Annotated in this window: 21 protein-coding genes and 1 riboswitch; of the genes, 13 read left to right on the plus strand and 8 right to left on the minus strand. The window is 47.5% G+C overall.

Annotated elements, in window-relative coordinates; all coding sequences use genetic code 11:
* Positions 1 to 580 precede the first annotated feature (580 nt).
* The 4 genes from A4U59_RS08080 (at position 581) to A4U59_RS08095 (ending at position 4,306) form a co-directional block, all read left to right on the plus strand.
* Positions 581 to 940 carry an ASCH domain-containing protein gene (locus A4U59_RS08080; RefSeq protein WP_066172755.1) on the plus strand — a complete coding sequence of 120 codons (360 nt, stop codon included), beginning with the start codon at positions 581 to 583 and terminating at the stop codon, positions 938 to 940.
* A gap of 435 nt (positions 941 to 1,375) precedes the next feature.
* Positions 1,376 to 1,891 carry a TRAP transporter small permease gene (locus A4U59_RS08085; protein WP_066172757.1) on the plus strand — a complete coding sequence of 172 codons (516 nt, stop codon included), beginning with the start codon at positions 1,376 to 1,378 and terminating at the stop codon, positions 1,889 to 1,891.
* A 48-nt stretch (positions 1,892 to 1,939) separates the two neighbouring features.
* The gene (locus tag A4U59_RS08090) at positions 1,940 to 3,205 is read left to right on the plus strand and encodes a TRAP transporter large permease (RefSeq protein ID WP_066172759.1); all 1,266 of its coding nucleotides are present in this window, start codon (positions 1,940 to 1,942) and stop codon (positions 3,203 to 3,205) included.
* A 36-nt stretch (positions 3,206 to 3,241) separates the two neighbouring features.
* Positions 3,242 to 4,306 (plus strand): TRAP transporter substrate-binding protein, encoded by a 1,065-nt coding sequence (locus A4U59_RS08095; RefSeq protein WP_066172761.1) that lies wholly within the window; start codon positions 3,242 to 3,244, stop codon positions 4,304 to 4,306.
* Between the two features lie 97 nt (positions 4,307 to 4,403).
* Here the strand turns inward: A4U59_RS08095 and A4U59_RS22200 are convergent, their stop codons facing one another.
* Positions 4,404 to 4,631 carry a hypothetical protein gene (locus A4U59_RS22200; protein ID WP_245680523.1) on the minus strand — a complete coding sequence of 76 codons (228 nt, stop codon included), beginning with the start codon at positions 4,629 to 4,631 and terminating at the stop codon, positions 4,404 to 4,406.
* On the opposite strand from A4U59_RS22200, the gene A4U59_RS08100 reads away from it, so the two are divergent.
* The 4 genes from A4U59_RS08100 (at position 4,545) to A4U59_RS08115 (ending at position 9,525) form a co-directional block, all read left to right on the plus strand.
* Positions 4,545 to 5,054 (plus strand): transposase, encoded by a 510-nt coding sequence (locus tag A4U59_RS08100; protein ID WP_425388888.1) that lies wholly within the window; start codon positions 4,545 to 4,547, stop codon positions 5,052 to 5,054. The genes A4U59_RS22200 and A4U59_RS08100 overlap by 87 nt on opposite strands.
* Positions 5,055 to 5,206: 152 nt before the next feature.
* Complete coding sequence (locus A4U59_RS08105; protein ID WP_066172765.1) at positions 5,207 to 5,794, plus strand: class D sortase; 588 nt, start codon at positions 5,207 to 5,209, stop codon at positions 5,792 to 5,794.
* A gap of 349 nt (positions 5,795 to 6,143) precedes the next feature.
* Positions 6,144 to 8,900: an alpha-amylase family glycosyl hydrolase gene (locus A4U59_RS08110; protein WP_066172767.1), complete on the plus strand. Its 2,757-nt coding sequence runs from the start codon at positions 6,144 to 6,146 to the stop codon at positions 8,898 to 8,900.
* 118 nt (positions 8,901 to 9,018) lie between these two features.
* Entirely contained in the window at positions 9,019 to 9,525 is a 507-nt protein-coding gene (locus A4U59_RS08115) for a DUF4825 domain-containing protein (protein WP_066172769.1), read from the plus strand.
* Between the two features lie 58 nt (positions 9,526 to 9,583).
* Here A4U59_RS08115 and A4U59_RS08120 read toward each other — a convergent pair whose 3' ends face one another.
* Positions 9,584 to 11,281 (minus strand): methyl-accepting chemotaxis protein, encoded by a 1,698-nt coding sequence (locus A4U59_RS08120; protein ID WP_066172772.1) that lies wholly within the window; start codon positions 11,279 to 11,281, stop codon positions 9,584 to 9,586.
* A gap of 22 nt (positions 11,282 to 11,303) precedes the next feature.
* Complete coding sequence (locus A4U59_RS08125) at positions 11,304 to 11,771, minus strand: chemotaxis protein CheW (RefSeq protein ID WP_066172876.1); 468 nt, start codon at positions 11,769 to 11,771, stop codon at positions 11,304 to 11,306.
* Between the two features lie 178 nt (positions 11,772 to 11,949).
* Positions 11,950 to 12,038: riboswitch (cyclic di-GMP riboswitch) on the minus strand.
* Positions 12,039 to 12,279: 241 nt separating this feature from the next.
* Here A4U59_RS08125 and metA point away from each other — a divergent pair.
* Complete coding sequence (gene metA, locus A4U59_RS08130; RefSeq protein WP_066172776.1) at positions 12,280 to 13,191, plus strand: homoserine O-acetyltransferase MetA; 912 nt, start codon at positions 12,280 to 12,282, stop codon at positions 13,189 to 13,191.
* Positions 13,192 to 13,455: 264 nt separating this feature from the next.
* On the opposite strand, the gene A4U59_RS08135 is transcribed toward metA, so the two are convergent.
* Positions 13,456 to 14,682 carry a dicarboxylate/amino acid:cation symporter gene (locus A4U59_RS08135; protein ID WP_066172777.1) on the minus strand — a complete coding sequence of 409 codons (1,227 nt, stop codon included), beginning with the start codon at positions 14,680 to 14,682 and terminating at the stop codon, positions 13,456 to 13,458.
* 115 nt (positions 14,683 to 14,797) lie between these two features.
* Positions 14,798 to 15,829: a ThiF family adenylyltransferase gene (locus A4U59_RS08140; protein WP_245680519.1), complete on the minus strand. Its 1,032-nt coding sequence runs from the start codon at positions 15,827 to 15,829 to the stop codon at positions 14,798 to 14,800.
* Between the two features lie 183 nt (positions 15,830 to 16,012).
* Here A4U59_RS08140 and A4U59_RS08145 point away from each other — a divergent pair, with 183 nt between their 5' ends.
* Complete coding sequence (locus A4U59_RS08145) at positions 16,013 to 17,836, plus strand: aldehyde ferredoxin oxidoreductase family protein (protein WP_066172780.1); 1,824 nt, start codon at positions 16,013 to 16,015, stop codon at positions 17,834 to 17,836.
* A 125-nt stretch (positions 17,837 to 17,961) separates the two neighbouring features.
* Here the strand turns inward: A4U59_RS08145 and A4U59_RS08150 are convergent, their stop codons facing one another.
* Both A4U59_RS08150 and A4U59_RS08155 read right to left on the minus strand, forming a co-directional pair.
* Positions 17,962 to 18,240 carry a MoaD-like domain-containing protein gene (locus A4U59_RS08150; protein WP_066172783.1) on the minus strand — a complete coding sequence of 93 codons (279 nt, stop codon included), beginning with the start codon at positions 18,238 to 18,240 and terminating at the stop codon, positions 17,962 to 17,964.
* A gap of 1 nt (position 18,241) precedes the next feature.
* Complete coding sequence (locus A4U59_RS08155; protein ID WP_066172785.1) at positions 18,242 to 18,514, minus strand: ubiquitin-like small modifier protein 1; 273 nt, start codon at positions 18,512 to 18,514, stop codon at positions 18,242 to 18,244.
* A 204-nt stretch (positions 18,515 to 18,718) separates the two neighbouring features.
* On the opposite strand from A4U59_RS08155, the gene A4U59_RS08160 reads away from it, so the two are divergent.
* Positions 18,719 to 19,627, plus strand: a complete 909-nt coding sequence (locus A4U59_RS08160; RefSeq protein ID WP_066172787.1) for an acetamidase/formamidase family protein — start codon at positions 18,719 to 18,721, stop codon at positions 19,625 to 19,627.
* Positions 19,628 to 19,741: 114 nt separating this feature from the next.
* Here the strand turns inward: A4U59_RS08160 and A4U59_RS08165 are convergent, their stop codons facing one another.
* Entirely contained in the window at positions 19,742 to 21,589 is a 1,848-nt protein-coding gene (locus A4U59_RS08165; RefSeq protein WP_066172789.1) for a cation:proton antiporter, read from the minus strand.
* A gap of 281 nt (positions 21,590 to 21,870) precedes the next feature.
* Between A4U59_RS08165 and A4U59_RS08170 the strand changes: the two genes are divergently transcribed.
* Both A4U59_RS08170 and A4U59_RS08175 read left to right on the plus strand, forming a co-directional pair.
* Positions 21,871 to 22,860 (plus strand): LacI family DNA-binding transcriptional regulator, encoded by a 990-nt coding sequence (locus A4U59_RS08170; protein WP_066172791.1) that lies wholly within the window; start codon positions 21,871 to 21,873, stop codon positions 22,858 to 22,860.
* A 160-nt stretch (positions 22,861 to 23,020) separates the two neighbouring features.
* A complete protein-coding gene (locus A4U59_RS08175; RefSeq protein WP_066172793.1) occupies positions 23,021 to 24,415 on the plus strand; it encodes a sucrose-specific PTS transporter subunit IIBC in 1,395 nt (464 codons plus the stop codon).
* The last annotated feature ends 15 nt before the right edge of the window (positions 24,416 to 24,430 follow it).

Raw genomic sequence — 24,430 nt, forward strand, 5'->3', positions numbered from 1 at the left:
CTTTTGTAAATTGCCGATATAAGAAATGGGGAAAGCCGCCATCAGGCTTGATTCAGTCGTTGTTTTCTATGTTAATACGAATTACATTGGTAAAAATGCAAAGGCAATAAAAATATATGTGTTTGAGAATGATGTTTTTCAAGTGAATGGAAGGTTGTGGAGAAAGGACTTTGTTTTCCATACATTGCACTTTGAACGGGAGTTGATTTCCGCTGCAGGGGCTCGCTGCTGCCAATTTCATAGAGTTTTCATTCCATTAAAGCGTACTTTTATGGAATGAGCCCCATATTAGTATGGAAAACCTTCGAAAAAAGAAAAAAGTCAAATACCCATTCTTTGCAACAACCAGTTCCCCCTTTACAGGCAGTAAAAGGCTTTAATAGTTCTGGCAAATATACATTAGGAGAGGGAAGGCTATGGGATGATTAATAGATTTGACTCTATTAAATAGATAATCTCCGGTCGTATTCCTTTGCTATTTTCGTTTCATATATTATCGTATTTAACAGGGGCAGTTTGTTTTATAACCGCAAAAGGATCATTAACTGAAGGCCCTGAATGGATAAGGAGGTAAGCTAAAATGAACGACAACGAAAAGTTGCCGCCGAAAACGTGTACAATCGACCTGTTAGTGACAGTTGAGCAGGATGTGGAGAAAGTGCTGGAGGGAAGAAAGAAGTCAGCACGCCGCAACGGCCGCTATGCCGATATCGGCGAAATCATGGAACTCCGTGATAAAAAATTCAAAGTGACAAAAGTTTACCAGCAGGATATCCGCAGTATATCCGATGAGGATGCAAGAAGTGAAGGGTTTAATTCTCTTGATGAATATCGCGAATATATCATGAGTATGCATAAACATTCCGGCAAGACACCTGCCAACAATGTCTGGAGTCCGGAGAAAAAAGTGTGGGTGCATGAATTTGAAGAGCTGGAGTAATATATAACGAAAAATAGTAATTTTGCAGCCCCTTCTGTAATAGAAGGGGTTTTTTATTCATTTTTTTATCCTGATTTGTTGCCCGATTGGAAATAGATACCTGTAAAAAGATGATTATAACAGAGAACAAGGGAGTATATGAAACATAAATAGGTGTAAACCCTTTAGAGGGCAGAAAATCAATCATAAGAATAAATAATGAGCAGTATCAGTAAGCGTTTTATAAGACTTACGCTCATAAGGGAGGACAGTGGAGCATTTAGATAAATAGTATCTCTGACACTGGCTAGAGCGCGGAAAGTGATAAAATATCATGATTTATGCGGACATTACATATTTGTGACAAAATTATTACTTCGCTATACTAGTAATGTAGGTGTAATATACAGAAAACATAAAAAATTCAGAATTCCCGGTTGAGGGGGGATAAATCAATTGAAAGTCATCGAAAAAATCGATAATGCTCTGATGTTTATCGAGGAAAAGATCTTGAGCTATTCCATTATTATTATTGCTGTGATGGTTGTGGGTAACGTTTTGAACCGTGCGATAACCGGGTCAAGCTGGTCTTTTTCTTCTGAAGTCAGTGAATTTGCTGTCTACCTGGCCACTTTTATGGGCATCGGCTATGCAGCGAGGAAAGGGAGGCACATCAGCATGTCCGCCTTTTTCGATCTCGCACCTCCCAAAATCCGCAAATTTTTAGCTATCCTCATTCCGTTTGTAACGGCTGTCATTTTATTTGTCATTACTTACTACGCATACCAGTATACAATGAGTGTTTATAACTCGGGCCGAGTAACACCAGCCCTTCAGCTTCCTGTGTATATCATGATTATCTGGGTGCCGATCGGATTGTTTTTGGGGGCGCTGCAGTTTCTGCGGAATGCGTGGATCAACATTAAAGAGGACGATGTTTACTTAGCGACCGAGAAAAAAGACTATATTTAGGTGATGCATAACGTAAATGAACCAATAAACCAAAGAGAGGAATAGAATATGGTTGCGACGTTACTGACAATTATGGTTGTTTTACTGGTGCTCGGCTTTCCGATGATGATTCCATTGATTGCAGCACCGCTCGTGATTGTCCTTGTGTTTTTTGAAGGACTTGATCCGATGCTGCTTGTCCAGCAGATGATGGAGGGGATATCCGCTTACGTGCTGCTGGCAGTGCCGCTGTTCATTTTTGCCGCTGACATCATGTCGACGGGAAAGACCTCACAGCGCCTGCTTGATTTCGTCGGTTCCTTTGTCGGACATTTGCGCGGCGGCTATGCCATCACAACGGCTGCAGCCTGTACGCTTTTCGGATCGATTTCCGGATCCACCCAGGCAACCGTTGTCGCGATCGGAAAACCGATGCGCGAGCGCCTGCTGAAAGCAGGCTATAAAGATTCAAGCGCGATCGCTTTGATTATCAACTCGAGTGATGTGGCGCTATTGATCCCGCCGAGTATCGGCATGATCATCTATGCCCTGGTGACTGGCACATCAGTCGGCGATCTCTTCGTGGCAGGAATTGGGCCGGGGCTGCTTGTTTTCGCAGCTTTTGCGGCGTACAGCTGGATCCATGCCAAGATTTATAAGATACCGCTTGCCGATAAAGTCCCATGGAAAGAACGCTGGTCGGTCATGAGAAAAGCGCTTTTGCCGATTGGGTTTCCAATCATCATTATCGGCGGTATTTATTCCGGGATATTCAGCCCGACAGAAGCGGCAGGAGTTTCCGTTTTATATGCTTTCATTCTGGAAGTTTTAATTTTCCGTTCAATTAAATTGAGTGATATGCCACGCATTGCCTTATCGACAGGGCTGGTCACATCCGCTGTCTTTGTCCTTGTAGCGGGAGGACAGGCGTTCACATGGGCGATATCATTTGCGCGTATTCCGCAAATGGTGACGGAAACGGTGCTCGGTACGGACCCATCGGCGATGTACATACTCATCATCGTTACGATCTTTTTCTTCATTGGCTGTATGTTCGTCGATCCGATTGTCGTCATTTTGATCCTGACACCGATTTTTTACCGCGAGGCAATTGCGGCCGGTATCGACCCGATCCATCTCGGCGTCATCATTACATTCCAGGCTGCACTCGGTTCGGCGACTCCGCCATTCGGAGTCGATATTTTCACGGCAAGCGCGGTTTTCAATAAACCATATTTAGAAGTCATCAAAGGCACACCGCCTTATATTTTCATTCTGGTGACAATTGCCGTTCTGTTAGTTGTGTTTGAGGAAATTTCTCTTTTCCTTTTATAGAGTATTTGAACATCACTACATTTTAGGGGGAATTACATGTTTAAAAAGAAATCGATTTTAGTGATTGCCATTATGATGGTCGTCAGCATGGTGCTGGCTGCCTGCGGCGGAGGCAATGCTGAAGAAGGTAACGCAGAAGGCGGATCTGACGGTGAAATGGAGAGCTATAACTGGCGTTTTGTGACTGAGGAATTGGACGGCCAGCTGCAATATGAATATGCAGAAGAATTCGCGAAGCGCATGAAAGAGAAGTCAGATGGAAAAATCACGATCGATGTGTATGAGTTTGGCGGACTTGGCAGTGAAGTCGACCAGGTTGAGCAGCTGCAAAATGGCGCTGTGCAGTTTGCCATCATGTCACCGGGTTTCACAGGCGGCATGGTAAAAGAAGGCCAGCTATTCGCACTGCATTTCCTGTTCCCGGATGACCTGGAAAAGACACAGGAAATCCTGAATACAAGTGAAGCATTAAATACAGACCTTACGAAAAAATATGAAGAGCACAACATTACCCCGCTTGCATACTGGACTGAAGGTGCGATGCAGTGGACAAGCGACAAGCCGATCACAAAGCCGGAGGATTTCAAGAACTTCAAAATGAGGACCCAGACGTCACCGCTTATTCTTGAATCCTATAAAGCATACGGCGCCAACCCGACGCCAATGAGCTGGGGCGAGCTTTATACCGCCCTAGACCGCGGAACCGTCCAGGGCCAGGAAAACCCGATCTTCTTCATTGAAGATGCTTCGTTCCATGAAGTGCAGGATCACATGACGATTTCAAACCACAACAACTATGTTGCGATGACAACAGTCAATACAGACTGGTTCAAAGGGCTTCCTGATGATGTGAAGGCATTGGTTACGGAGACAGTGGACGAAATGCGGGACTGGACATTCGACCTGCAGACTGAAATGAACAAAGAAATGCTGACAAAAATTAAAGAAAATGAAGAACATCCGACTGAAATCCATGAGCTGACTGAAGAACAGCGCGAGGCCTTCAGGGAAGAGGCAAAGTCTGTACGTGACTTCTACATCAATGAAGTCTCTACGGTTGATGGTGCAATCCTGGAAAAGCTAATGGGTGAAATGGAGTAAGAGACTAAGAGTGCTAAAAACCTATCCCTGTTGTAGGGGATAGGTTTTTTTGTGCGGAATGTCGAAAAGAAGGACGGAGTGCCGGACGGAGTGCCTGTCACCTGTCGAAAGTTTGTGAAGTTGCCCAATTGCCAGGCGGTGGATAGCCCGGTAGAATGAAGGCTGAAAGGATAATAGGAAAAGAGGTGACGCGGTGCCGCGAAAACGGCGAAATTGGAGTCCGCAGCTGTTTTATCATATTGTCTGCCGGAGAAACCATCGGGAAGCGCTTTTTCTTGATGATCGGGATTTTTCCACGTTTCTTTATATTTTGTATGATATCCACGAAAAGACCCCTTTCGAACTCCCCTGCTATTGTTTGATGACAAATCATTTCCACCTGATTCTCCGTGCGCACGATCAGTCCATTTCCAGTGTTATGGCTCTCTTGAACAAACGATATGCAAGTTATTATAACAACCGTTACCATCTGAAAGGCCATCTCTTTGAAGAACGCTTCTACAGCAAAGTTATCTATGGTGATAAAGGAATGCTGGAAGTCAGCCGTTATATTCACATGAACCCGGTCAGGGCAGGTATGGTTTCTGACCCGGCAGAATATCCGTGGAGCAGTTATCCGTTTTATTCAACCGAAATAAAGGACACTCCCCGGTATATGAACAGATCAGAAATTCTGGGAGCGTTGTCCGGGAATATGGCAGATTCACTATCACAGTATGATTCGTTTTGCAGGAAGCTAGAGGATTAGCGGAGTCTCTGGCATTGCCAAATTCGTTACTTTGTCTTGCAGCATAAACATTTTCTCTATGTTGTTCCTTTTAAAGAACAACTTTCTATCGTACAATGTACATAAGAAGATATGTTTACGGATCGTTCATTTTCAGGAAAGAAGGTCGAACGATGAAAAAGATTGGGCTGCTTTTCGTGATTGCAGGATTCTTGACTGCCGGTTATGCCGGCGTTCAGCTTTTTGATGCCAAGAAACAGACAGACGAGAACCTGGCGCTTGCTGAAAAAATAGTGGCTGCAAAACAACCGCCCCGCAGTGAAGAACGGGAAGTTGCTTCGTCTCCAGAGCGGACGTTTAGCGAGGGCGAAGTGATTGGGGTTCTCCAGCTTCCGGCGCTTGGCGAGAAACTGCCGATTATAGAAGGGACTGACGAGGATGAGCTGGCACAGGGGGTCGGCCATTATAGCGGAACGGCCTTTCCAGGTCAAAAAGACCAAATCCTGTTATCCGGACACAGGGACACTGTTTTTCGAAGGCTGGGAGAGCTTCGGCCCGGAGATGAATTGGTGGTTGAAATGGAAACGGGAAGCTTTCGGTATAGAATCGACGAAACGGAAATCGTCGGTGCTGACGACACCTCGGTTATAAGGTCTACGGCACCTGATGAAGTCCTGACCGTCTCGACCTGTTATCCGTTCGGCTATATCGGCAATGCGCCTGATCGGTATATTATCTATGCGAAAAGGGTTGAAGAATAGTCCCGCCTGAAAAACCAGTGTGATTTTAAAAATATTGTCGAAACACTGCCTGGATATATAAGTCAGGCTTTTTCTTTTGTCAAAAATACCAAATTCATGAACTTATCTTATATGATATGGTTCATTTTTCCCTATTATGGTAGTATATAAGTAGAAAGTGTAAGCGCTTTCTTTCTGTTTTTATCCAAATCTCCACCTTATTCTACAAATTTTTTACGATATAAGAGCAAACGGTTGCGTCGGTTTTTGTCTAACAAAATAAGGGTATATCATTTAAAACTGACGTGATCGGGCAGCACTGATCATCTCATCCCAAAAAATGAGAGAGAACAGCAAAGGGGGTAACATCATGGAGGCAGCCAGGCAATCCCACGTTTCGCTGGATGACTTTTTAAGCGACAAGCAGCATCGGCATCAATCCAACGTAAGAGATTTGTATGCATTCACCATTCATTTTGCCCGTACGGAATCAGATTACGGCAATTGGGACCTGTGGATCTGGGAGGACGGTAAGGCGGGACATGCTTATCCGTTCCAGAACGTGAATGATGGGTTTGCGACTGTCACTGTGGTGTCCCCTTCAAAATCCATTCATGTCATTCCACGCAAAGGCGAATGGGAGCAGCAGGACCTTACGCATACGATCGAAGTGCCGAACGGTGAACATCAAGCGGATGTACTGCTCGTTCAGGGTGACGGCCGAATTTATTATGCAAATGAGCAGGTCCAGAAGGAAACCCCCGAACAGCGGCGCATGATCGAATTCACCTATAAACGGCATGACAATGACTATGAAGGATGGAATCTCTGGACGTGGGGTAATGGCATAGCCGGAGGCCGGGTTGATTTTGAACGGATTAGCGACCACGGGGCTGTCGCATATATTGAAGCGGACAGCAAGACCGAGCAAATCGGATTTGTCATCCGGCGGTGGGACAGCTGGGAAGTAAAAGACCCGTATAGTGCTGACCGTCATATTAAGGTCGGCCCGGAACCTTATACAAAAGTGATGGTTGAAAATGGCGTTGCTGAAGTGAAGCAAATCCCGGGGAACACCGGGCCGGTATTTAAAAAGAACTCCATATTCTTTACTTATCGGGATTACGATCTTTTTCAAGAAGGACGCATGGCGCAGATTGAAAGCGTCATTTTGAAAATTGGCGGCAAGGCATACAGCATGGAATATATAGAGGAGGAAGAACGGTTTGTCTATGATGCTGCCGGGCTGGAAGAAGGGGTCTATCCTTATTCGTTCCTCGTGACGAAAGCCGGGCTGACAGAAGAGCGGACAGACCCAGCCAATCACTGGAACGGCAGGTCAACGGTTGTATACAAGTGTCCTGAAGTGAAAATCAATGCCGGGGTCTATCCTCAAAAGGTGACGTACCGTGAAAATGTGGTGTTGGAAGTTGATACCTATGTATCCGATCCGGCCGTATCTATAAAAGGTATTTATGCGGATCTGTCTGAAATCGGCGGGAGCAGAAGGCAGCAATTCGACCCTGAGCTGAACCGGCAGGCAATCGCAGTGAAACAGTCTATTCCGGCAGGCATCAAAACGCTTCCTGTGACGGTTGTTGATGAATTCGGGAATGAACATACCGGTGAGGCATCAATTGAAGTGGCAGCGGATGCCGTAACCGATTCTGCCGACTTTGACTGGGATGAAGCCCGCATCTATTTCATGCTGACCGACCGTTTTTATAACGGTGATCCGGACAATGATGATCCGTATGGTGAACAGTATGATAAACTTCATCCGGAAACGTATCATGGCGGGGACTTCCGGGGGATTATCGATAAATTGGACTATCTTAGCGATCTCGGCATCAATACGATCTGGATTACGCCGATTGTTGAAAATATCCACTGGAACGTGCGTCATGGCCACGGCGGTTATCAGTATGGCTATCATGGTTACTGGGCACAGGATTTCACTAAAATTGATAAGCATTTGGGAGATCTTGACACTTTTAAGGAACTGCTTGAAAAAGCGCATGACCTCGGTATCAAAATCATGGTTGATGTTGTACTCAATCATGCCGGCTATGGGCTGAAAGAGGACGACAGGGACGATGGCATCCCGAATTTCCCGGCGGATGCTGACCGTGAACGTTTCGATGGCATGTTCCGCGCCGGAGGCACCGATACTGTGAAAGGCGAATTGGCAGGAATGCCTGATTTCATGACCGAAAACGCCGAGATCCGGGACAAGCTGATTGAATGGCAGGCTGACTGGCTCGAACGGTCAAAGACAGACCGCGGTGACACGATTGACTACTTCCGGGTCGATACCGTGCGCCATGTTGAAGATACGACGTGGAAGGCGTTCAAAGCACGTCTGACTGAGGTGAAGCCTGATTTTAAGCTGATCGGTGAATATTTCGGCGGCAGTGTCGATGAAGACGGCGGTTTCCTGAACAGCGGGGAAATGGATTCGATCCTCGATTTTGAATTCAAGCACCAGGCCGATCAATTCATTTACGGGAATATCGATGAGACGGAACAGTATCTTGAATCCCGAAACGGCAAGCTGAACAACACATCACAGCTCGGGCAGTTTTTGAGCAGCCATGATGAAGACGGGTTCCTCGTTTGCCGGGCGGATTGGGATGAAGGGAAAATGAAGTTGGCTGCCGCCCTCCAGATTACCGCAAAAGGCCAGCCGGTCATCTATTACGGTGAGGAAATCGGCCAATCCGGCAAAAATGCCGGCAATATGGATGCTGGAGAATACAGCGAAAACCGTTATGATTTCGACTGGAGCAGGGTCGGGAATGAGATGCACAGCCATTACCGGAAAATGCTGAACATCCGCAAGGCCCACTCCCTCATTTTTTCCAAAGGTACGAGGGCAAAAGTGGCGGGCGGCAGTGAAGAAGGCTTCCTCGTTTTCAAACGCTGTTACCGCGGAGAAGAGGTGCTGGTCGGTTTGAATCTATCTGAGGAAAGCCGGGTTGCGGAAGTGCCGGTTCCTGGTGAACAGGGTGAGGCTTTTGCAGATCTATACGGCGGTAAGGAGTATACCACTGATGAAGGTTCTGTTGTGAAAGTTGAGCTGCCTGGCCGGGGAAACGGCGGGACGGTTGTGCTGGTGAAAACATGATAGAGGGAAACCCCGGACAGAGTTAAGCCGGGGTTTTGTTTTATCTATAGATGAAACAAATCTACACTTGATACGTACCAGTAAAGAGGTGCTTTTATAACTGGAAGGGATAAAAAACATGACTAAAAAACTCTTACTGTTGTTAATGTCTTTTTCACTATTGCTTAACGGCTGCAGCTCTGTTGAAAATGCGAAAGAGGATATTTTCGGGTTTAAGGGCACATATATAGGAGATGCAAATACGTTAGGGAACATGATCAGGCAGTTGCCAAGTGCCGAATATTTTGAAGGAATGGAACTGAAGACGAAGGAAAAGCCTTATGGAATGGTTTTGGCCTACAGCATTGAAGATGAACCTGTGAATGAAGCGGCCGTAAAGAAAACGGTCCTGGCCAATGCGGCATTTCTATTTGCATTGGTCAAAAATGCGGATTGGATTACGTTTGCTTTTGGAGACCAGCGGTATACGGTGACAAAAGAAGACTTGCAAAAGTGGTATGGAAAGGAGTTAGCAAGTTTTAAAAGTGCGGATGATTTGGAAAATCTCATTCAAATTTCTTTACGGGATGGAATGAAAGTGGATGAATTCTTTAATGACATGAACAAGGCGCAGGATTCACTTTAACTGGCTGGGAGTGCAAGTAAAAAGGGACCTATTAGTTAATAAGGTCCCTATTTCTTATCTAGATTTTAAACCGCCGCACAACCTCCTGAAGCTCTTCAGCCATCTGTGAGAGCGCATCTGCCGATGATGTGATTTCTTCCATGGAGGCAAGCTGCTCCTCGGTGGAAGCGGCGACTTCCTGTGACGACGCGGAATTTTCACGGGCGATCGCTGACAGCTCAGCCGCGCTAAGAGAGAGTTCCTGCACACTTGCGGCCATTTGCTGTGCGGTTGCCGATACTTCTTCGATTTGCGGTGCGATTTCCCGCATTCCTCCGACGATTCCTTTGAATTTCCCGGCGGTTTCCCCGGCGATTTCCATGCCGTTTTTGACGTTATCACTGACATCCGCCATCGTTGTGACAGATCGCTCGGTATCTTGCTGGATTGCTGCGATCAAATCGGAAATTTGTTTTGCTGATAGTTTGGACTGTTCGGCGAGTTTCCTGACTTCGTCTGCGACGACAGCAAAGCCTTTGCCGTGTTCACCGGCTCTGGCCGCTTCGATTGCAGCGTTAAGTGCCAGCAGGTTTGTCTGTTCGGAAATACCGCTTATGACCTCGCTGATCTGTCCGATTTCTTTGGAGCGTTCACTGAGCGACTTTATGCTCTCGTTTGATTCAATTACCGCCCGGTCGATTGTGTTCATCTGATCGACGGTTTGTTTTACGAATGTTTCTCCGGTTTCGGCATGTTCGGCTGTTGAGTTGGCGAACTCGAAAACTTTATGGGTGCTTTCCGCGATTTTTGTAATGCCTGCTGAAACTTCTTCGATGGCAAACGTGTTTTTTTCCACTCCGCTAGTCTGGTTCTCGGCACTTCCGGCAATTTGTTCTATGGCTGAGGCGACCTGTTCGGTTGCGCTTGTCGTTTGGTCAGCACTTGCTGACAGCTGTTCGGATGCTGATGCTACGCTTTCGGATGTTGTGGTCACTTCCGTTATCAAGGATCCCAGTTTTTGTTTCATATTCTGGTAACTTGCAGCGATGACGCCAATCTCATCTTGTGAATGGTCCCGGATATCAGCGGTGAAGTCCCCTTCTCCCGCTTGTTCAAGGACCTCAGCGATCACCGTCAGGCGCTTGCGGATTCTGCGGGCAAACCAGATGCCAATAAGGTTGGTTATAAGAATGATGACGGCCAGTGCACCAAAATACACTTTATTGAAGCTGCCGAGTGTCGCCTGGATAAACTCTTCAGATGCCCCTACGTAATAAATTCCGATGATTTCGCCGCTGCTGTTTTTGATCGGCATATAGGCTGTTTGATAGTCTTTCCCGACGACATTTGCTTCGCCAAGAAAGACTTTGCCGTTTTTAAGCACAGTCTCATTCACTTCCTGCGAAACCGTCGTGCCGACCGCGCGTTTTCCATCCTTCTGGACATTCGTGGATATTCTTGTGTCCCCCTGGAAAATCGTCACCGTATCATGTGTCAGTTCGCCGATTTCATCGACGATTTCGTAGTTTTCGTTCAGTTTGGTATCGCCTTTGAAAAGACTCCCGCCCTTTATTTCCCAATCTCCCGGATATTTTTCATCAATATATCGATAAGACAGTGCGAGGTCTGACTTTGCTTTTTCAACAGCTGAATCTTTCAGTCCGCTTTTGACCTGAGTGTTGACGATGATTGAAACACTAACGGCCGTAAGGATAATTACCGAAACGATAAGAAGGTTGATCTTATGTCCGATTTTCAATTTCTTTAAAACATTCATTGACGAGTCCCCTTTTGTGTTATTAGTTGGCACGTGCAAGCAACTGTTCGACTTCTCCCATATTCGGAAGTTTTTCGATATCGAGGATGATGACCAGTCTGTTTTCCAGCCTGGCTACACCCGTTATGTAATCTCCATTGCTTTGCAAAAGCGGAGGCGCCGGCTGGATTGCTTTTTTCTCAATATCAAGCACCTCACTGCCTGAATCGACCAGCAGTCCGACATTGCCTCCGTTTAAAATGGCGATGATAAGGCGCTGCTGGCCGTCTGAAGCAGGAGGTGACGAGACAGCCATCCGCTTCCGAAGGTCTATGACCGGCAACACCTCATCACGGAGATGGATCATGCCCATTACATCATCGCTCGCATCTGGTACAGCAGTAATTTTCATCACATGTTCTATCGACCGGACCTGACTGATGCCGACCGCAAATTCTTCGTGCCCAAGCTGGACAATGATATACTTTGATTCCTGGTTTACGTCGATCATTTTTCTCCCCCTTTTACATGAGAATTTCAAAATGAAATGGAAGGCGCCGGTTTGAAATTTGAAGTTAATACGGGTATAGCACCACTCCCCTGTCACAAACAAAAACTTTCCCCATAAAAAAACTGCCCGATACAGTTTCAGGCAGGCAAAAACAGGCTCAATTAATCTTCTTGAAAAGAAGAGCAACTGGCTGGCGTGTCTACTGTGATAGAGTTAGCCCCTGTAGCTTTGCGTCCCGGCTTTTCAGCCGGTTTGCCAAAAACAGATATGTGTCCCTGGTGTGTGAAAAGTAATATGTATATGTGAATATTGTCATGATTCCATTTTACTGCATGTGAAATGGTAAGAATAGGGTATTGGGTAAGCGTTCTCAAAAAGTTCATAAAATGTAAATTTATTCATCATGACTTTACCGCAGTACCTAAATAAAGGTTTATTGTTGTCATATTCGGCTGGTTCCCTTTATAATTATGTTTACTGAAAATTCTAAATGGGGGAGGCCTGTGGGGTGCCGATAAATATTCCAAAGTTGCTGCCAGCCCGCGAAGTGCTGGAGAAAGAGAATATTTTCATAATGGATGAAGAAAGGGCGGTCACGCAGGATATCCGTCCATTGAACATATTGATCTTGAATTTGATGCCTGAAAAGGAGAAGACGGAGGGGCAGCTGCTTCGGCTGTTGGGAAACTCGCCGCTGCAGCTTAACATTTCGTTTTTGCGCACGGTCACGCATGAGTCAAAGAATGTAAGCAAGTCGCATCTGGAACAGTTTTATATTTCATTTGATGATATTAAGCACCGGCGGTTTGACGGCTTGATCATAACAGGGGCTCCGATTGAACATTTGCCGTTTGAACAGGTGAATTACTGGCAGGAGCTCACGGAAATTATGGAATGGTCAAAGGAGCATGTCACCTCAGTCATGCATATATGCTGGGGTGCGCAAGCTGCGCTATATTATCATTATGGAATCGATAAGGTCGGGCTTCCGGGCAAGTGTTCCGGCGTGTACCAGCATCAAGTGTTGCAGGCGCCGGGCATTGAACTGCTGCGCGGATTTGACGATGAGTTTCTGGCACCGGTTTCAAGGTATACCGATATTGACCTTGATCAATTGGAGAAAAGCGGGCAAGTGAAGCTGCTTGCATCTTCACCGGATGCGGGCCCGTTCCTGATGATGTCGGAAAACGGCCGCCATGTGATGGTGACCGGGCACCTCGAGTATGACACGGGAACGCTCGCTGACGAATATGCCCGCGATACCGCGAAAGGACTCGATGTGGAAGTGCCGCGCAACTATTTTCCCGATAACGACCCGGAAAAGAGGCCGCTGAACCGCTGGCGCTCACATGCCCATCTGCTGTTTTCCAATTGGCTCAATTACTATGTTTACCAGGCGACTCCGTTTGAATGGGAGTAGACAGGTGCCTGTCACCCGTCGAAGTTTGTCGAAGAAAAAACCGGTCCGCAAATAGTTTGCGGACCGGTTTTTGTATTTGTTAAGGAAATTATAAAATGTAAGCGTTGAGGATAAAAAGCCAGAAGAGAACCGTCCAGCTCCAGGCGCCAGCGGCTATCGTCATAAGCGGAGATCCCCTCCGGGAGGAAAGAGCACCTCCCTGCGGGAACCCCCGCTTATGCGTACGCCGCTATGCGGGCGCCTTGCGCATTTGTTCTTGGAAGGTCAGGCGGCGGCTTTTTTCTCCGACTCGTCAACGACAGCTGCTCCGACAATATCGCCCATGACGTTGGAGGCTGTGCCGGCCATGCCGATGATGACATCGACGCCTGCGACGAGCGCTACGATTTCAAGCGGCAGGTTGAACAGGGATAGCACAGCCGATAACGTAACGAGGCCTGCTGCCGGTATGCCGGCTGTTCCGACTGACAGCAGCGTTCCAGTCAGAACGATGATGAACAGGTCGGCTAGAGCGAGCTGAATGCCTGTGACGTTGGCGGCAAAGACGATCGACACACCCATTCTGAGCGCCCCTCCGTCCGAGTTGAACACGGCACCGAGCGGGAGACTGAAGTTGGCCGTCCGCTCTGAGATGCCAGCCCGTTTGGCGGCTTCAATCGCCACTGGAAGGGAGGCAATGCTGCTTGATGTAAAGAACGCCGTCGTATAGGCATCTTTTGTTTTGCTGTAAAACTGCTTCAGCGAAATTTTGGAGCTTTTTAAAAACAGGCTGTAGACGAGAATCCAGAGCAGCACAATGCCAAGATAGAAGACACCCGTAAACCGGAGAAGCGAATTGAAAGTGTCCCAGCCCTGCCCGGCGAATGAAGTGGCAGTGATCGCCAGGATACCGACAGGCGCATAAAGCAAAATCCCTTTTAAAACGAGGAAGAACATTTCATTGGCGGCCTGGAAAACCCTCTGCAGCAAATCCCCGTATTCGTTCATCGCCTCATCACCAGAAAAACGCATTTGTGAGATGGAAAAACCGATGATAACAGCAAGAAACAGGATCGCCATCAAATTTCCGGATGAGAATGCGGTAAACAGATTGTCAGGAATCATATTCAGCAGGACACCTGCAAATGAAGGCGATTCGGGCTTATCAACGGATGCATCAGGCAGCGTCAGCGACTCGCCCGGATTGAATAGGAGGGCGAGACCGAGGCCAATGAATACCGCAGCGGCCGTTGTCGAGATATAGTAAAGGACCAGTTTCCCGCCCATCCTGCCGAGCTGGAGCGGGTTCATCTGATTGACCGCAAGCACAACGGTCAGAAAAACGACGGGAACGGCTATCAGATTCAACAGTTTGATCAAAACCGTCCCGAGCGGCTCAAGAAAACTGACGGACGGCCCGAACAGAGCACCGGCAGCAAGCCCGAGGATAAAACCTGCCGTCATTTTTATAAGCAGTGACGTTTCTTTATACTTCGTCCATAAATTCACCATTTTCACCATCGCTTTATTAGTAATATGTGGTTAGTATACCATAGACCGTTACAGGTGCCTGTCACTTGTCGAATTCAATGCCGACATAAATCGACAAGTGACAGGCACCGCGACCTTAATTCCCCGCATACCTGGAGTAATACGACTTTGCCTCAGTGACATCTTCCACCCCCTGGACGAGGACACGGCCGTCTTTGAAAAAGATCATGGTGATGCGGTCATCGGGGGAAAAACGGACGAGGAATGGTGTTGTCTCCGTTTTCCCTGCTTTGTCAAGGCGCCGGGCTGTTTTTTCAAGATTTACATTCAATTTTGTGCGCGGATTGATTTGGACAGTGTCCCTGCCGCAGAGGGCAGTATAGTTTTCTTGGCTGCTTTCTGATTGATCGAGAAACTCATAGTGATGATGGACACACGCCGGGCAATCAGGGTTACGGCCCTGTGAGATATCCATCTGGAAAAAGGAATTATGCCAGATCTCGAATTTTTCAAGATTGGGGCTCGGCCTGGCTCCGGTCAAGAGTTTCAGCGCTTCGACAGCTTCAAAAGACCCGATGATATCCGTGATCGGCGAGATGACGCCAATCGTATCGCATGTTTCCCCAAGGCCAGACGGCAGATCGGGAAACAGGCAGCGGTAGCAGGGGGTTTCTTCCGGCACGATGACGGCAAACATGCCCCGCGAACTGACGGCACCGCCATAAATCCAGGGTGTATTGAACTTTATGGCGGCATCATTGATTAAATAACGCGTCATAAAATTATCTGTGCCATCGACTATGACATCAAACCCTTTGAGCAATTCTTCCGCGTTATCTGGATTCAAATCCGCAAGCACCGGATCGACAGAGACAGTTGAATTGATCCTGGCCAATTTTTTCTCGGCCGCAATTACCTTGGGGAGGCGGTCAGCTGCATCGTCTTCATCAAACAGAGTCTGCCGCTGCAGGTTTGATTTTTCCACAAAATCACGGTCTATTATTCTTACAAAACCGACACCCGCACGGACAAGGTGGTTGGCGATGACTGTCCCCAGGGCACCCATTCCCACGACTGCCGCCCGGCTTTTCATCAATTTCTGCTGGCCTTCTTCGCCGATCGGCTGGAAAAGAATTTGCCGGGAGTACCGTTCCATTTCCGAGTTCATTTTTTATCCCTGCTTTCCTGAAACATTTACTTAAATTATAAAGCATAGATTAAGATAGGCTGAATAAAAAAAGGAGAAAATTACTATTCATAAAAAGGGATTTTAGCAGATAAGTCGAAATTATAAGATAGTTGTGCCGTGTTATTTTGACGGAGAAAAGAATGAAAGAGGTGTGTAGGATCAATGAATCTCGGCGGGTTTAAAAACAAAGAAGTGCTTGTGGATTTGACGAGCGGTGACATTGGCTACAGGGAGATCAATGAAGAGGATGCCAAAAAGTATATTGGCGGACGCGGTCTTGGCGTAAAATATGTTTTTGACAATGGCCCTGATGTGGAACCGCTGTCAGACGAAAATATTTTATGTGTCATGACCGGGCCGGTTTCTGGATCAAGAACATCAATGAGCGGCCGGCTTGCGGTTGTTACAAAATCACCGCTTACCGGGACAGTGACCGATTCCCATATGGGGGGCTGGACAGCGGCAAGGCTTAAGTGGGCTGGCATTGATAATATTATTTTCAAAGGCAAAAGTGACAGGCCGGTTTACCTTTATATCGAAAATGGCAGAGCGGAGCTGCATGAAGCGGCCGACCTGTGGGGCAAGAGCACAAGGGAAACTGTCAAAGCGATGAAGGATGAATATGGCGAAGAGGATTTGAGCGTCATGACCATCGGCCAGGCCGGTGAGCATCTTGTCCGCTATGCCTGTTTCATGAACGAACATGACCGTTCGGCAGGACGCGGCGGTACGGCAGCCGTTGCCGGATATAAAAACCTGAAGGCGATTGTCATCAAAGGGTCGCAGAAAGGCAATATGCCTGAGCCGAAACTGAAGGATGAATACAAAGAAGCGAATAAAAAAGCTGTCAAAGCGATCATGGAAGGCGGGCTGACCGCGCCGAACAAAGGCGGCCTGTCAGTATACGGTACAAACGTGCTCACGAACATCATCAACGAAGTCGGCGCGCTGCCTACAAGAAATTCGCAGCTTACCCACTGGGATGAAGCTGAAAAGCACAGCGGTGAATATGTCAATGAGCATCTTCTGGTGGCTAATAATACATGCCATGCATGCCCGGTTGCATGTAAGATTGAAGTCGAGGTCAAGGATGGCAAGTATAAAACCCGTGTTGAAAGCTTCGAATTCGAATCCTCCTGGGCGCTCGGTACGAACAGCGGATTGAGCAATTCGGAAGCGATCGCCTACCTGATTGACCGCTGCAACGAGTACGGAATTGATACAATCGAACTCGGCAACGCGTTCTCCGCCACGATGGAAGCGCATGAAAAAGGCCTTGTCGACGAAAAGCTTGACTGGGGCGATGCCGATAAAATGATTGAAATGACAAGACAAGTCGCTTACCGTGAAGGATTCGGCGATGTACTGGCAGAAGGTCCTGCCCGCGCAACAGCAAGCTGGGGAGCGCCTGAACTGTCCATGTCTGTAAAAGGCCAATCCATCCCGGCTTATGACCCGCGCGGCATCCAGGGAATCGGCCTTGGCTATGCGACAAGTAACCGCGGTGCCTGCCACCTGCGCGGCTACACAGTTGCGAGTGAAATCGCAGGCATTCCGGAACCGACAGACCGCCTTGTGCCGGAAGGAAAAGGCGAACTGCTGAAAATATTCCAGGATATGCTGGCATTCTCTGACTCTATGGATATTTGTAAGTTCTCCTCCTTCTCTGAAAATGCCGAGCATTATGCCGAGCAGTACAGCGGCATGACCGGCATTCCGATGACTGCTGAAGATGTCATGAAGGCAGGCGAGCGGATTTACAATATCGAGCGTTACTACAATAACCTGGCCGGCTTCGACAAGCGCGAAGACGACTTCCTGCCGAAGCGCTTCACTGATGAGCCTGCTTCCGGCAACAGTGAAGGATCCGTCAGCCGCATGGATATCATGCTTGATGAATACTATCAAGTCCGCGGCTGGAAAGATGGCGTCGTCACTGAGGAGAAACTGAAAGAGCTGGGGATTGTTACACCGGCTAAGCAGTAAAACAGGATACAGGTGAATGATGAAAGGCTTCCGCTGTGCGGAAGCCTTTTTGGTTTGATCGGGGTTGCCTACGGGATTGCCTGGCAATTGCCTCGCAATTGCCAGGCAATCATAGGTCTTTTTGACTATCCGCCAATTCGGGTTGTTTTATAACGGTAGTTTTTAATAAGTTCATCAAGCTTCTCAGCTGACTCAGCGAGGAAGCGGATATGGACAGCGTTTACGATGAACGTTTTGGTGATGGCGACATCTTCTTCCCTGAGTATCTGGCCGCTCCAGCCGTCGCCTGTGTAGATGAGGGGAAAGGCGTCGGTATCGCTCATTTTACGTCCGCCCAGCTCCTCGAAGTACATGCCGAGATGATTTAGATTTATGCCCCTGAACTCAAGGTCCCTGCTTTTCATCTTAACCGCCTGCCACCGGCGGGAACAGTGCAAACTGATCGGATTCCTTCACAGTGGTCTCAAGCCCGCTGGCATGAATAATATTTTTGCCGTTAATAAAAACATGGACAAACGGTTTTAACGTCCTTTCTTCCGTAAACACTTCTTCTTCAAGGCCCGGATATGTTTCAGTCATTTTATTCAATACATCAATCACCCGATCGCCCTCAGGGTGGACCTCCACTTTATCTCCTCCGCAAATATCACGGAGATTGGCAAACACTTTGACTATCAAATCAATCGCCCCTTTCTTCCATACTTCTATATTACGGTGAGAAGCGGTGCCTGTCACTCACCGAGTTTTGTCGAAAAATGCAGGTGCCTGGGAATTGCCTGGAAATTGCCAGGCACCTCTATGAATCGACAAATTGTGACAAGTGACGGGTGCCGCGGAATGGTACAATAATTCTGACACTTATCATTAAGGAGGTACATATTCATGGGTGAAACTGTTTCCTGCAAGACTTCCATTTTTGCTTTCAGTAAAGATCATGAACCTGTCCGCCGGGTAAAGAGTGGAGAGTCGGTTACGATTGAAACATACGATTGTTTTGAAAATCAGATCACCAGCGAGAAAACAACGATGACTTCCATCGATTGGAACCGGGTGAATCCGGCAACTGGCCCGATTTATGTAGAAGGTGCGGAACCGGGAGATATTTTAAGGGTTAAGATTGATGAACTGAAAATCGGGGACCGCGGTGTCATGGCGACAGGCAAGGGACTTGGCGTCATGGGCCACCGCCTGGAGGAAGAGTTTGATGTGAAAATTGTGCCTGTCAAAGATAATAAGGCAATCTTTGATAAAAAAATGGAAATCCCGCTCAATCCGATGATCGGTGTAATGGGGGTGGCTCCGCAAGGGGAACCGGTTTCCTGCGGCACTCCCGGCGCTCATGGCGGCAACATGGATACGAAGCTTGTGACAGAAGGAGCCGTCCTCTATTTCCCAGTTTTCGCAGAAGGGGCGTTATTTGCCACCGGTGATTTCCATGCTGCGATGGGAGACGGTGAAGTGTGTGTATCAGGGATTGAGGTGCCGGGCGAAGTTACGGTTACACTTGATGTCATAAAGGGGCACAAACTAGAATTCCCGCTTCTCGAAAATGATGAAGGCTTTGCGATGCTGGTCTCGGCCGAAACACTCGATGAAGCAGTCAAAAAGTCGGTTGAAGATATGATTGATCTGCTGCTTCCGTATACGGGCCTCACGTTATCTCATATGACCATGCTTATGAGCGCTGTCGGCCAGACGCAGATCAGCCAGGTCGTCGATCCCCTTGTCACTGCGAGATTCTTTGTTCCCCGATCCGTTTTTGAAGCTTATGGAATTACATTATTTGAATAAGGCGAAAAGGGGATCTCCATTGTGAGATCCCCTTTTGTTTATAGATTGCCTGGCAATTGCCAGGCACCCCCATGAACCGACAAAACCCGACAAGTGACAGGCACCACCCGAATATTACAAATCGCTCGACTCCATGCTCTGGAGTTTCTTTTCTTTTTGTTTCTTTCCGTTTGTTGTTGGCGGAGCAAGGCTAATGATGGTGTCGCCGGGTTCTCCTTTCAGTTCGATTTCTGTCTCATCGGTGAAGAACTGCAGGACTCCGGAAGCTTTGACGATGACCATCAGAATGGTGTTTTCACTGCGCTCTTTCAGGTACTGCCCGTAAGTGTACTCTTCCGAAAGGGTTGTTTTCCGGAAACCAAAGCCCTGTGAAATTTTTGTATATAAGTCTTCAAGCGGCGGGCCGCCGTTGAACAGCACTCTGCCGCCGATGGTATTCCGCTTATTTTCGATGTCCTCACCTTCGCTGTTCTTAAGCCTCACTTGATAAAGGTTGCTGCGTCCAAGCGTAGGGACATACGTTGTGCAAACGAGTGTGTTATAGGCATCGTGTTCTGTTGCTGCAATCAGATATTCATGCTGGCTCATATCAAGCCGGTATTCAATTTGTTCTGAGAGAACGTCGCCGTGATAATAGGGGACATCCCGGTTTCTTGCACTATACAGCCTGCGCCAGGAAGAATCGACAACCATTACAGGAATCTTAAGATCCTTCAGGGTCGCAGCAAGTTCGGTTGTAAACCGGTTGCCGCCGACAATCATCACACCCGGCTGCCCCGCGCCTGCCAGACCCAGCTTCCGGCCGAGCCAGCCGAGGGAAATTCCATGAACACTGACGGTTGTAAACACCAGCGCGAATGTTAAGGAGTTAAGCATCGTTGCGTCTTCAAACCCTGAATCAAGCAAAATACTGGAAAAATAACCGGATACCGTCAGGGCCACAATCCCCCTCGGCGCAATCCAGCCGACCAGCGTTTTCTCCTGCCAGCTCAAACCGCTTTTTATAGTGGCCAGAAAAATGGAAAGCGGTCTGACAAGAAAAAGCATAAGCAGGACGAAAATGACGATGTTCCAGTTGAATATATCAAGCAAGGTATCTGTTGTTAATGAAGCAGTCAGCATAATGAAAATAGCCGATGTCAGCAAAATGGAGAGATTTTCCTTGAAATGCCGCATTTCAGCGATCGACGATAATCTCATATTGGCAAGTGTCATCCCCATAGCAGTAACGGCCAGCAATCCAGTCTCATGGGCAATTTCATCCGCAATGATAAAGCAGGCGAGAACGAGGATGAACACGACCGGAGACTTCAAATACTCAGGAACGAGCCCTTTTGTAAACGAAGTGCCGACCGCCTTGCCGATTCCCCAGCCAAAAAATATCGCAAAAATCGAGGCGGCCAGAAAGTAAATGAGTTCTCCTCCCGGGGAAGAAATGAATTTGATTATCTCAAAAGCAAAGACAGCAAGAAGTGCCCCGATGGGATCGACTATGATGCCTTCCCATTTCAATATTTTTGCAGGGCGCGCTTCCAGGCTGGCCTGTCTCAATAGCGGCAATATTACGGTCGGACCTGTGACAATGAACAGCCCGCCAATAACGAACGCCACGGCCCATGATAAGCCCGCAATGTAGTGGGCTGTGAGAGAGCCGAGCAGCCAGGCCAGCGCCGCACCAATCGTGACGATTCGCAGCACTGGTTTTCCCAGTCCTCGGACTTCACGGAAATCCAAATTCAAGCTGCCTTCAAAAAGAATAATGGCAACAGCGAGAGAAATCGTCGGTTCATATAGTTTTCCAAAAGCGACTTCAGGATCGATTAGTCCGGTAAACGGCCCTGCAAGCAGACCGACAACCGACATAAGGACAATGGCAGGGAACCTGAATCGCCAGGCGGCCCATTGTGAGGCGACGCCGAGCACACCTATGATCATCAATACGACTAAAAATGAATCCATCATAACTACTATCCCCTTCATGATTCGCACGTTAGTGACTGATAAAATCCGGTATTGCGAATTAGTGCTATGTAAAACGTTATTTGTCATGCCAGATAAGTACTGATAAATTATACTTTGCAGTGAAAAACAAATTTGATGCACCAGGTTTCTTCATACTGTTTCTGATGTATTCCCCAATTTCTGCGGGGTCAATCCTTTTCCAGTATCAGTTAAAATGTGTTTGGATATAAAAGGCTATGCTATAATAATTTCATAAATCAGGAAGAAGCGGGGGGAACCTCATGATCACCATCAAGGAAATCGCAAAGCTTGCCAATGTATCTCGCACAACGGTCTCAAGAGCGCTGAATAATTCCGGATACGTAAGTGAGGATGCGAGAAAACGCATCGAAAAAGTGATAGAAGAAACCGGATATGTGCCAAGTGAACATGCGAAATCGCTTCGTACGAAAAAGACAAAAGTAATTGGCGTGATTTTGCCGAAAATCAGCACAGAAACAGCCAGCCGGGTTGTAAATGGCATTGATGAGGAATTGGCCGGGGCTGGCTATCAAATTTTGCTTGCCAACACCAACCTCGATCGTTCAAAGGAAATCGAGTATTTGAAACTTTTAAAAAGCAGGCAGGTCGACGGCATTATTTTGCTCGCAACAAATGTAAGCGATACGGTTACAGCAGCCATCCATGATCTTGATTTGCCGTTTGTCGCAATCGGACAGGATATCCCGGAAGCCTCAAGTGTCCTCTATGATGATTACCATGCTGCCAGGGACATAACCAGGCTGTTTATCGAAAAAGGACACGAAAAAATAGCGTTTATCGGTGTAGATGAATCCGACCGGGCAGTAGGCTATTTGCGCAAAAAAGCATTTCTCGACACGCTTGATGCAAACGGAATAACGGTCAGGGAATCCTGGGTCAAAAATGGACGCTTCACAATCGAATCAGGCTATGATGCCATGAAAGCGATTATCGAAACAAATGAAGAAAAACCGACCGCTGTTTTTGCCGTTACCGACCGGCTGGCAGTTGGGGCAATGGAGTATTTGAAAAAAAACGGCTATCACGTACCGAACGATGTGGCAATCGCAGGAATCGGCGCATCAGAACTTTCAAAGTATGTAACGCCTTCTTTGACCACTGTTGCTTATCAAAACGAAGAAGCAGGGCGTACCGCTGGGCGCTTGATGTTGAAAAAAGTGTTAAACAGCGAAAATTCTGCAGAGAAAGTGGTTCTTTCTTATAGACTAATCAAACAAGATAGTTTATGATGAAGATGTAACCGATTCCATAGTATTTATGTATGCTGTGGAATCGATTACATTACTTTTTTATGTGGAATCGATTCACCATTTTTGGGTCATTTTCAATGAATAGGGAATAATAACCCTTGTATGTATTTCTTTTAATAAATAGGGAGGAGTGGACAAGTTGGATAATCGTCAAATTGCACAAGGCATCATCGATGCAGTCGGCGGCCAGGACAATATCATGTCAGCTGCCCACTGCGCTACCCGTCTGCGCATTATGGTCAAAGACAAAGAAAAGATTGATACGGACAGTGTTGAAAAGCTTGATAAAGTCAAAGGCGCTTTTTATAATTCCGGACAGTTTCAGGTTATCCTCGGAACAGGAACAGTAAACCGCATTTATGAGGAAGTCGTGAATCTCGGTGTGTCGGGGTCCACCAAGTCAGAGCAAAAAGAGGAAGTGAAGAAGCAAGGGAACTGGTTCCAGCGCGCCATCCGCACGTTCGGTGACGTGTTTGTGCCGATTATCCCGGCCCTCGTCGCAACCGGCTTATTCATGGGTCTGCGCGGACTTGTCATGCAGGAACAGATTCTGGCACTATTCGGCTTGACGCCAGATACAGTATCGGAAAACTTTATTCTGTTCACTCAGGTTTTGACAGACACAGCCTTTATCTTCCTGCCTGCACTTGTTGCATGGTCCACGTTCCGGGTATTCGGAGGAAGCCCGATTATCGGTATTGTCCTCGGTCTCATGCTTGTCAGCCCGGCGCTGCCGAATGCATGGGGTGTAGCAGGCGGTGACGTGGAACCGATCATGTTCATGGGCTTCATTCCGGTAGTCGGATATCAAGGATCCGTCTTGCCGGCGTTCATCACTGGTATTATCGGGGCCAAACTGGAAAAGTGGATCCGCAACCGCGTTCCGGAAGCACTTGATCTCATTTTAACGCCATTTTTAACATTCCTGATCATGATTACGCTGGCACTATTCCTGATCGGCCCGGTTTTTCACACGCTTGAGCAGATTATCATGGAAGGAACAACTGCTGTTCTTGGCTGGCCGCTTGGCTTGAGCGGACTCTTGATCGGCGCCCTTCATCAGGTAATCGTCGTGACAGGCGTCCATCACATTTTCAACCTGCTGGAAATCCAATTGCTGAATCAGTTTGGGGAAAATCCGTTTAATGCAATTATCACAGCAGCCATTGCAGCCCAGGGCGGCGCGGCGCTGGCAGTTGGTGTTAAGTCGAAAGCGAAGCGGATGAAGGCACTTGCACTTCCTTCTGCACTATCGGCATTCCTCGGTATCACCGAACCGGCAATTTTCGGTGTCAATCTCCGTTACATCAGACCGTTTGTGATGGGTCTTATCGGAGGTGCAGCCGGTGGATTCCTTGCCTCCATTCTCGGCCTTGCCGGTACGGGAATGGCAATTACGGTCATACCGGGTACACTGCTGTATCTGAACGGCCAACTGTCAAGCTACTTTCTGGTGAACCTTGTTTCCATCGGAACTGCATTTGTCCTGACATGGCTGTTCGGCTGGAATGACAAAATGCTTGAAAATAAGTAAGCTATAGAGGAGCCT

Origin of the sequence: Bacillus marinisedimentorum (assembly GCF_001644195.2) — a bacterium.
Taxonomy (GTDB): Bacteria; Bacillota; Bacilli; order Bacillales; family Bacillaceae_O; genus Bacillus_BL; species Bacillus_BL marinisedimentorum.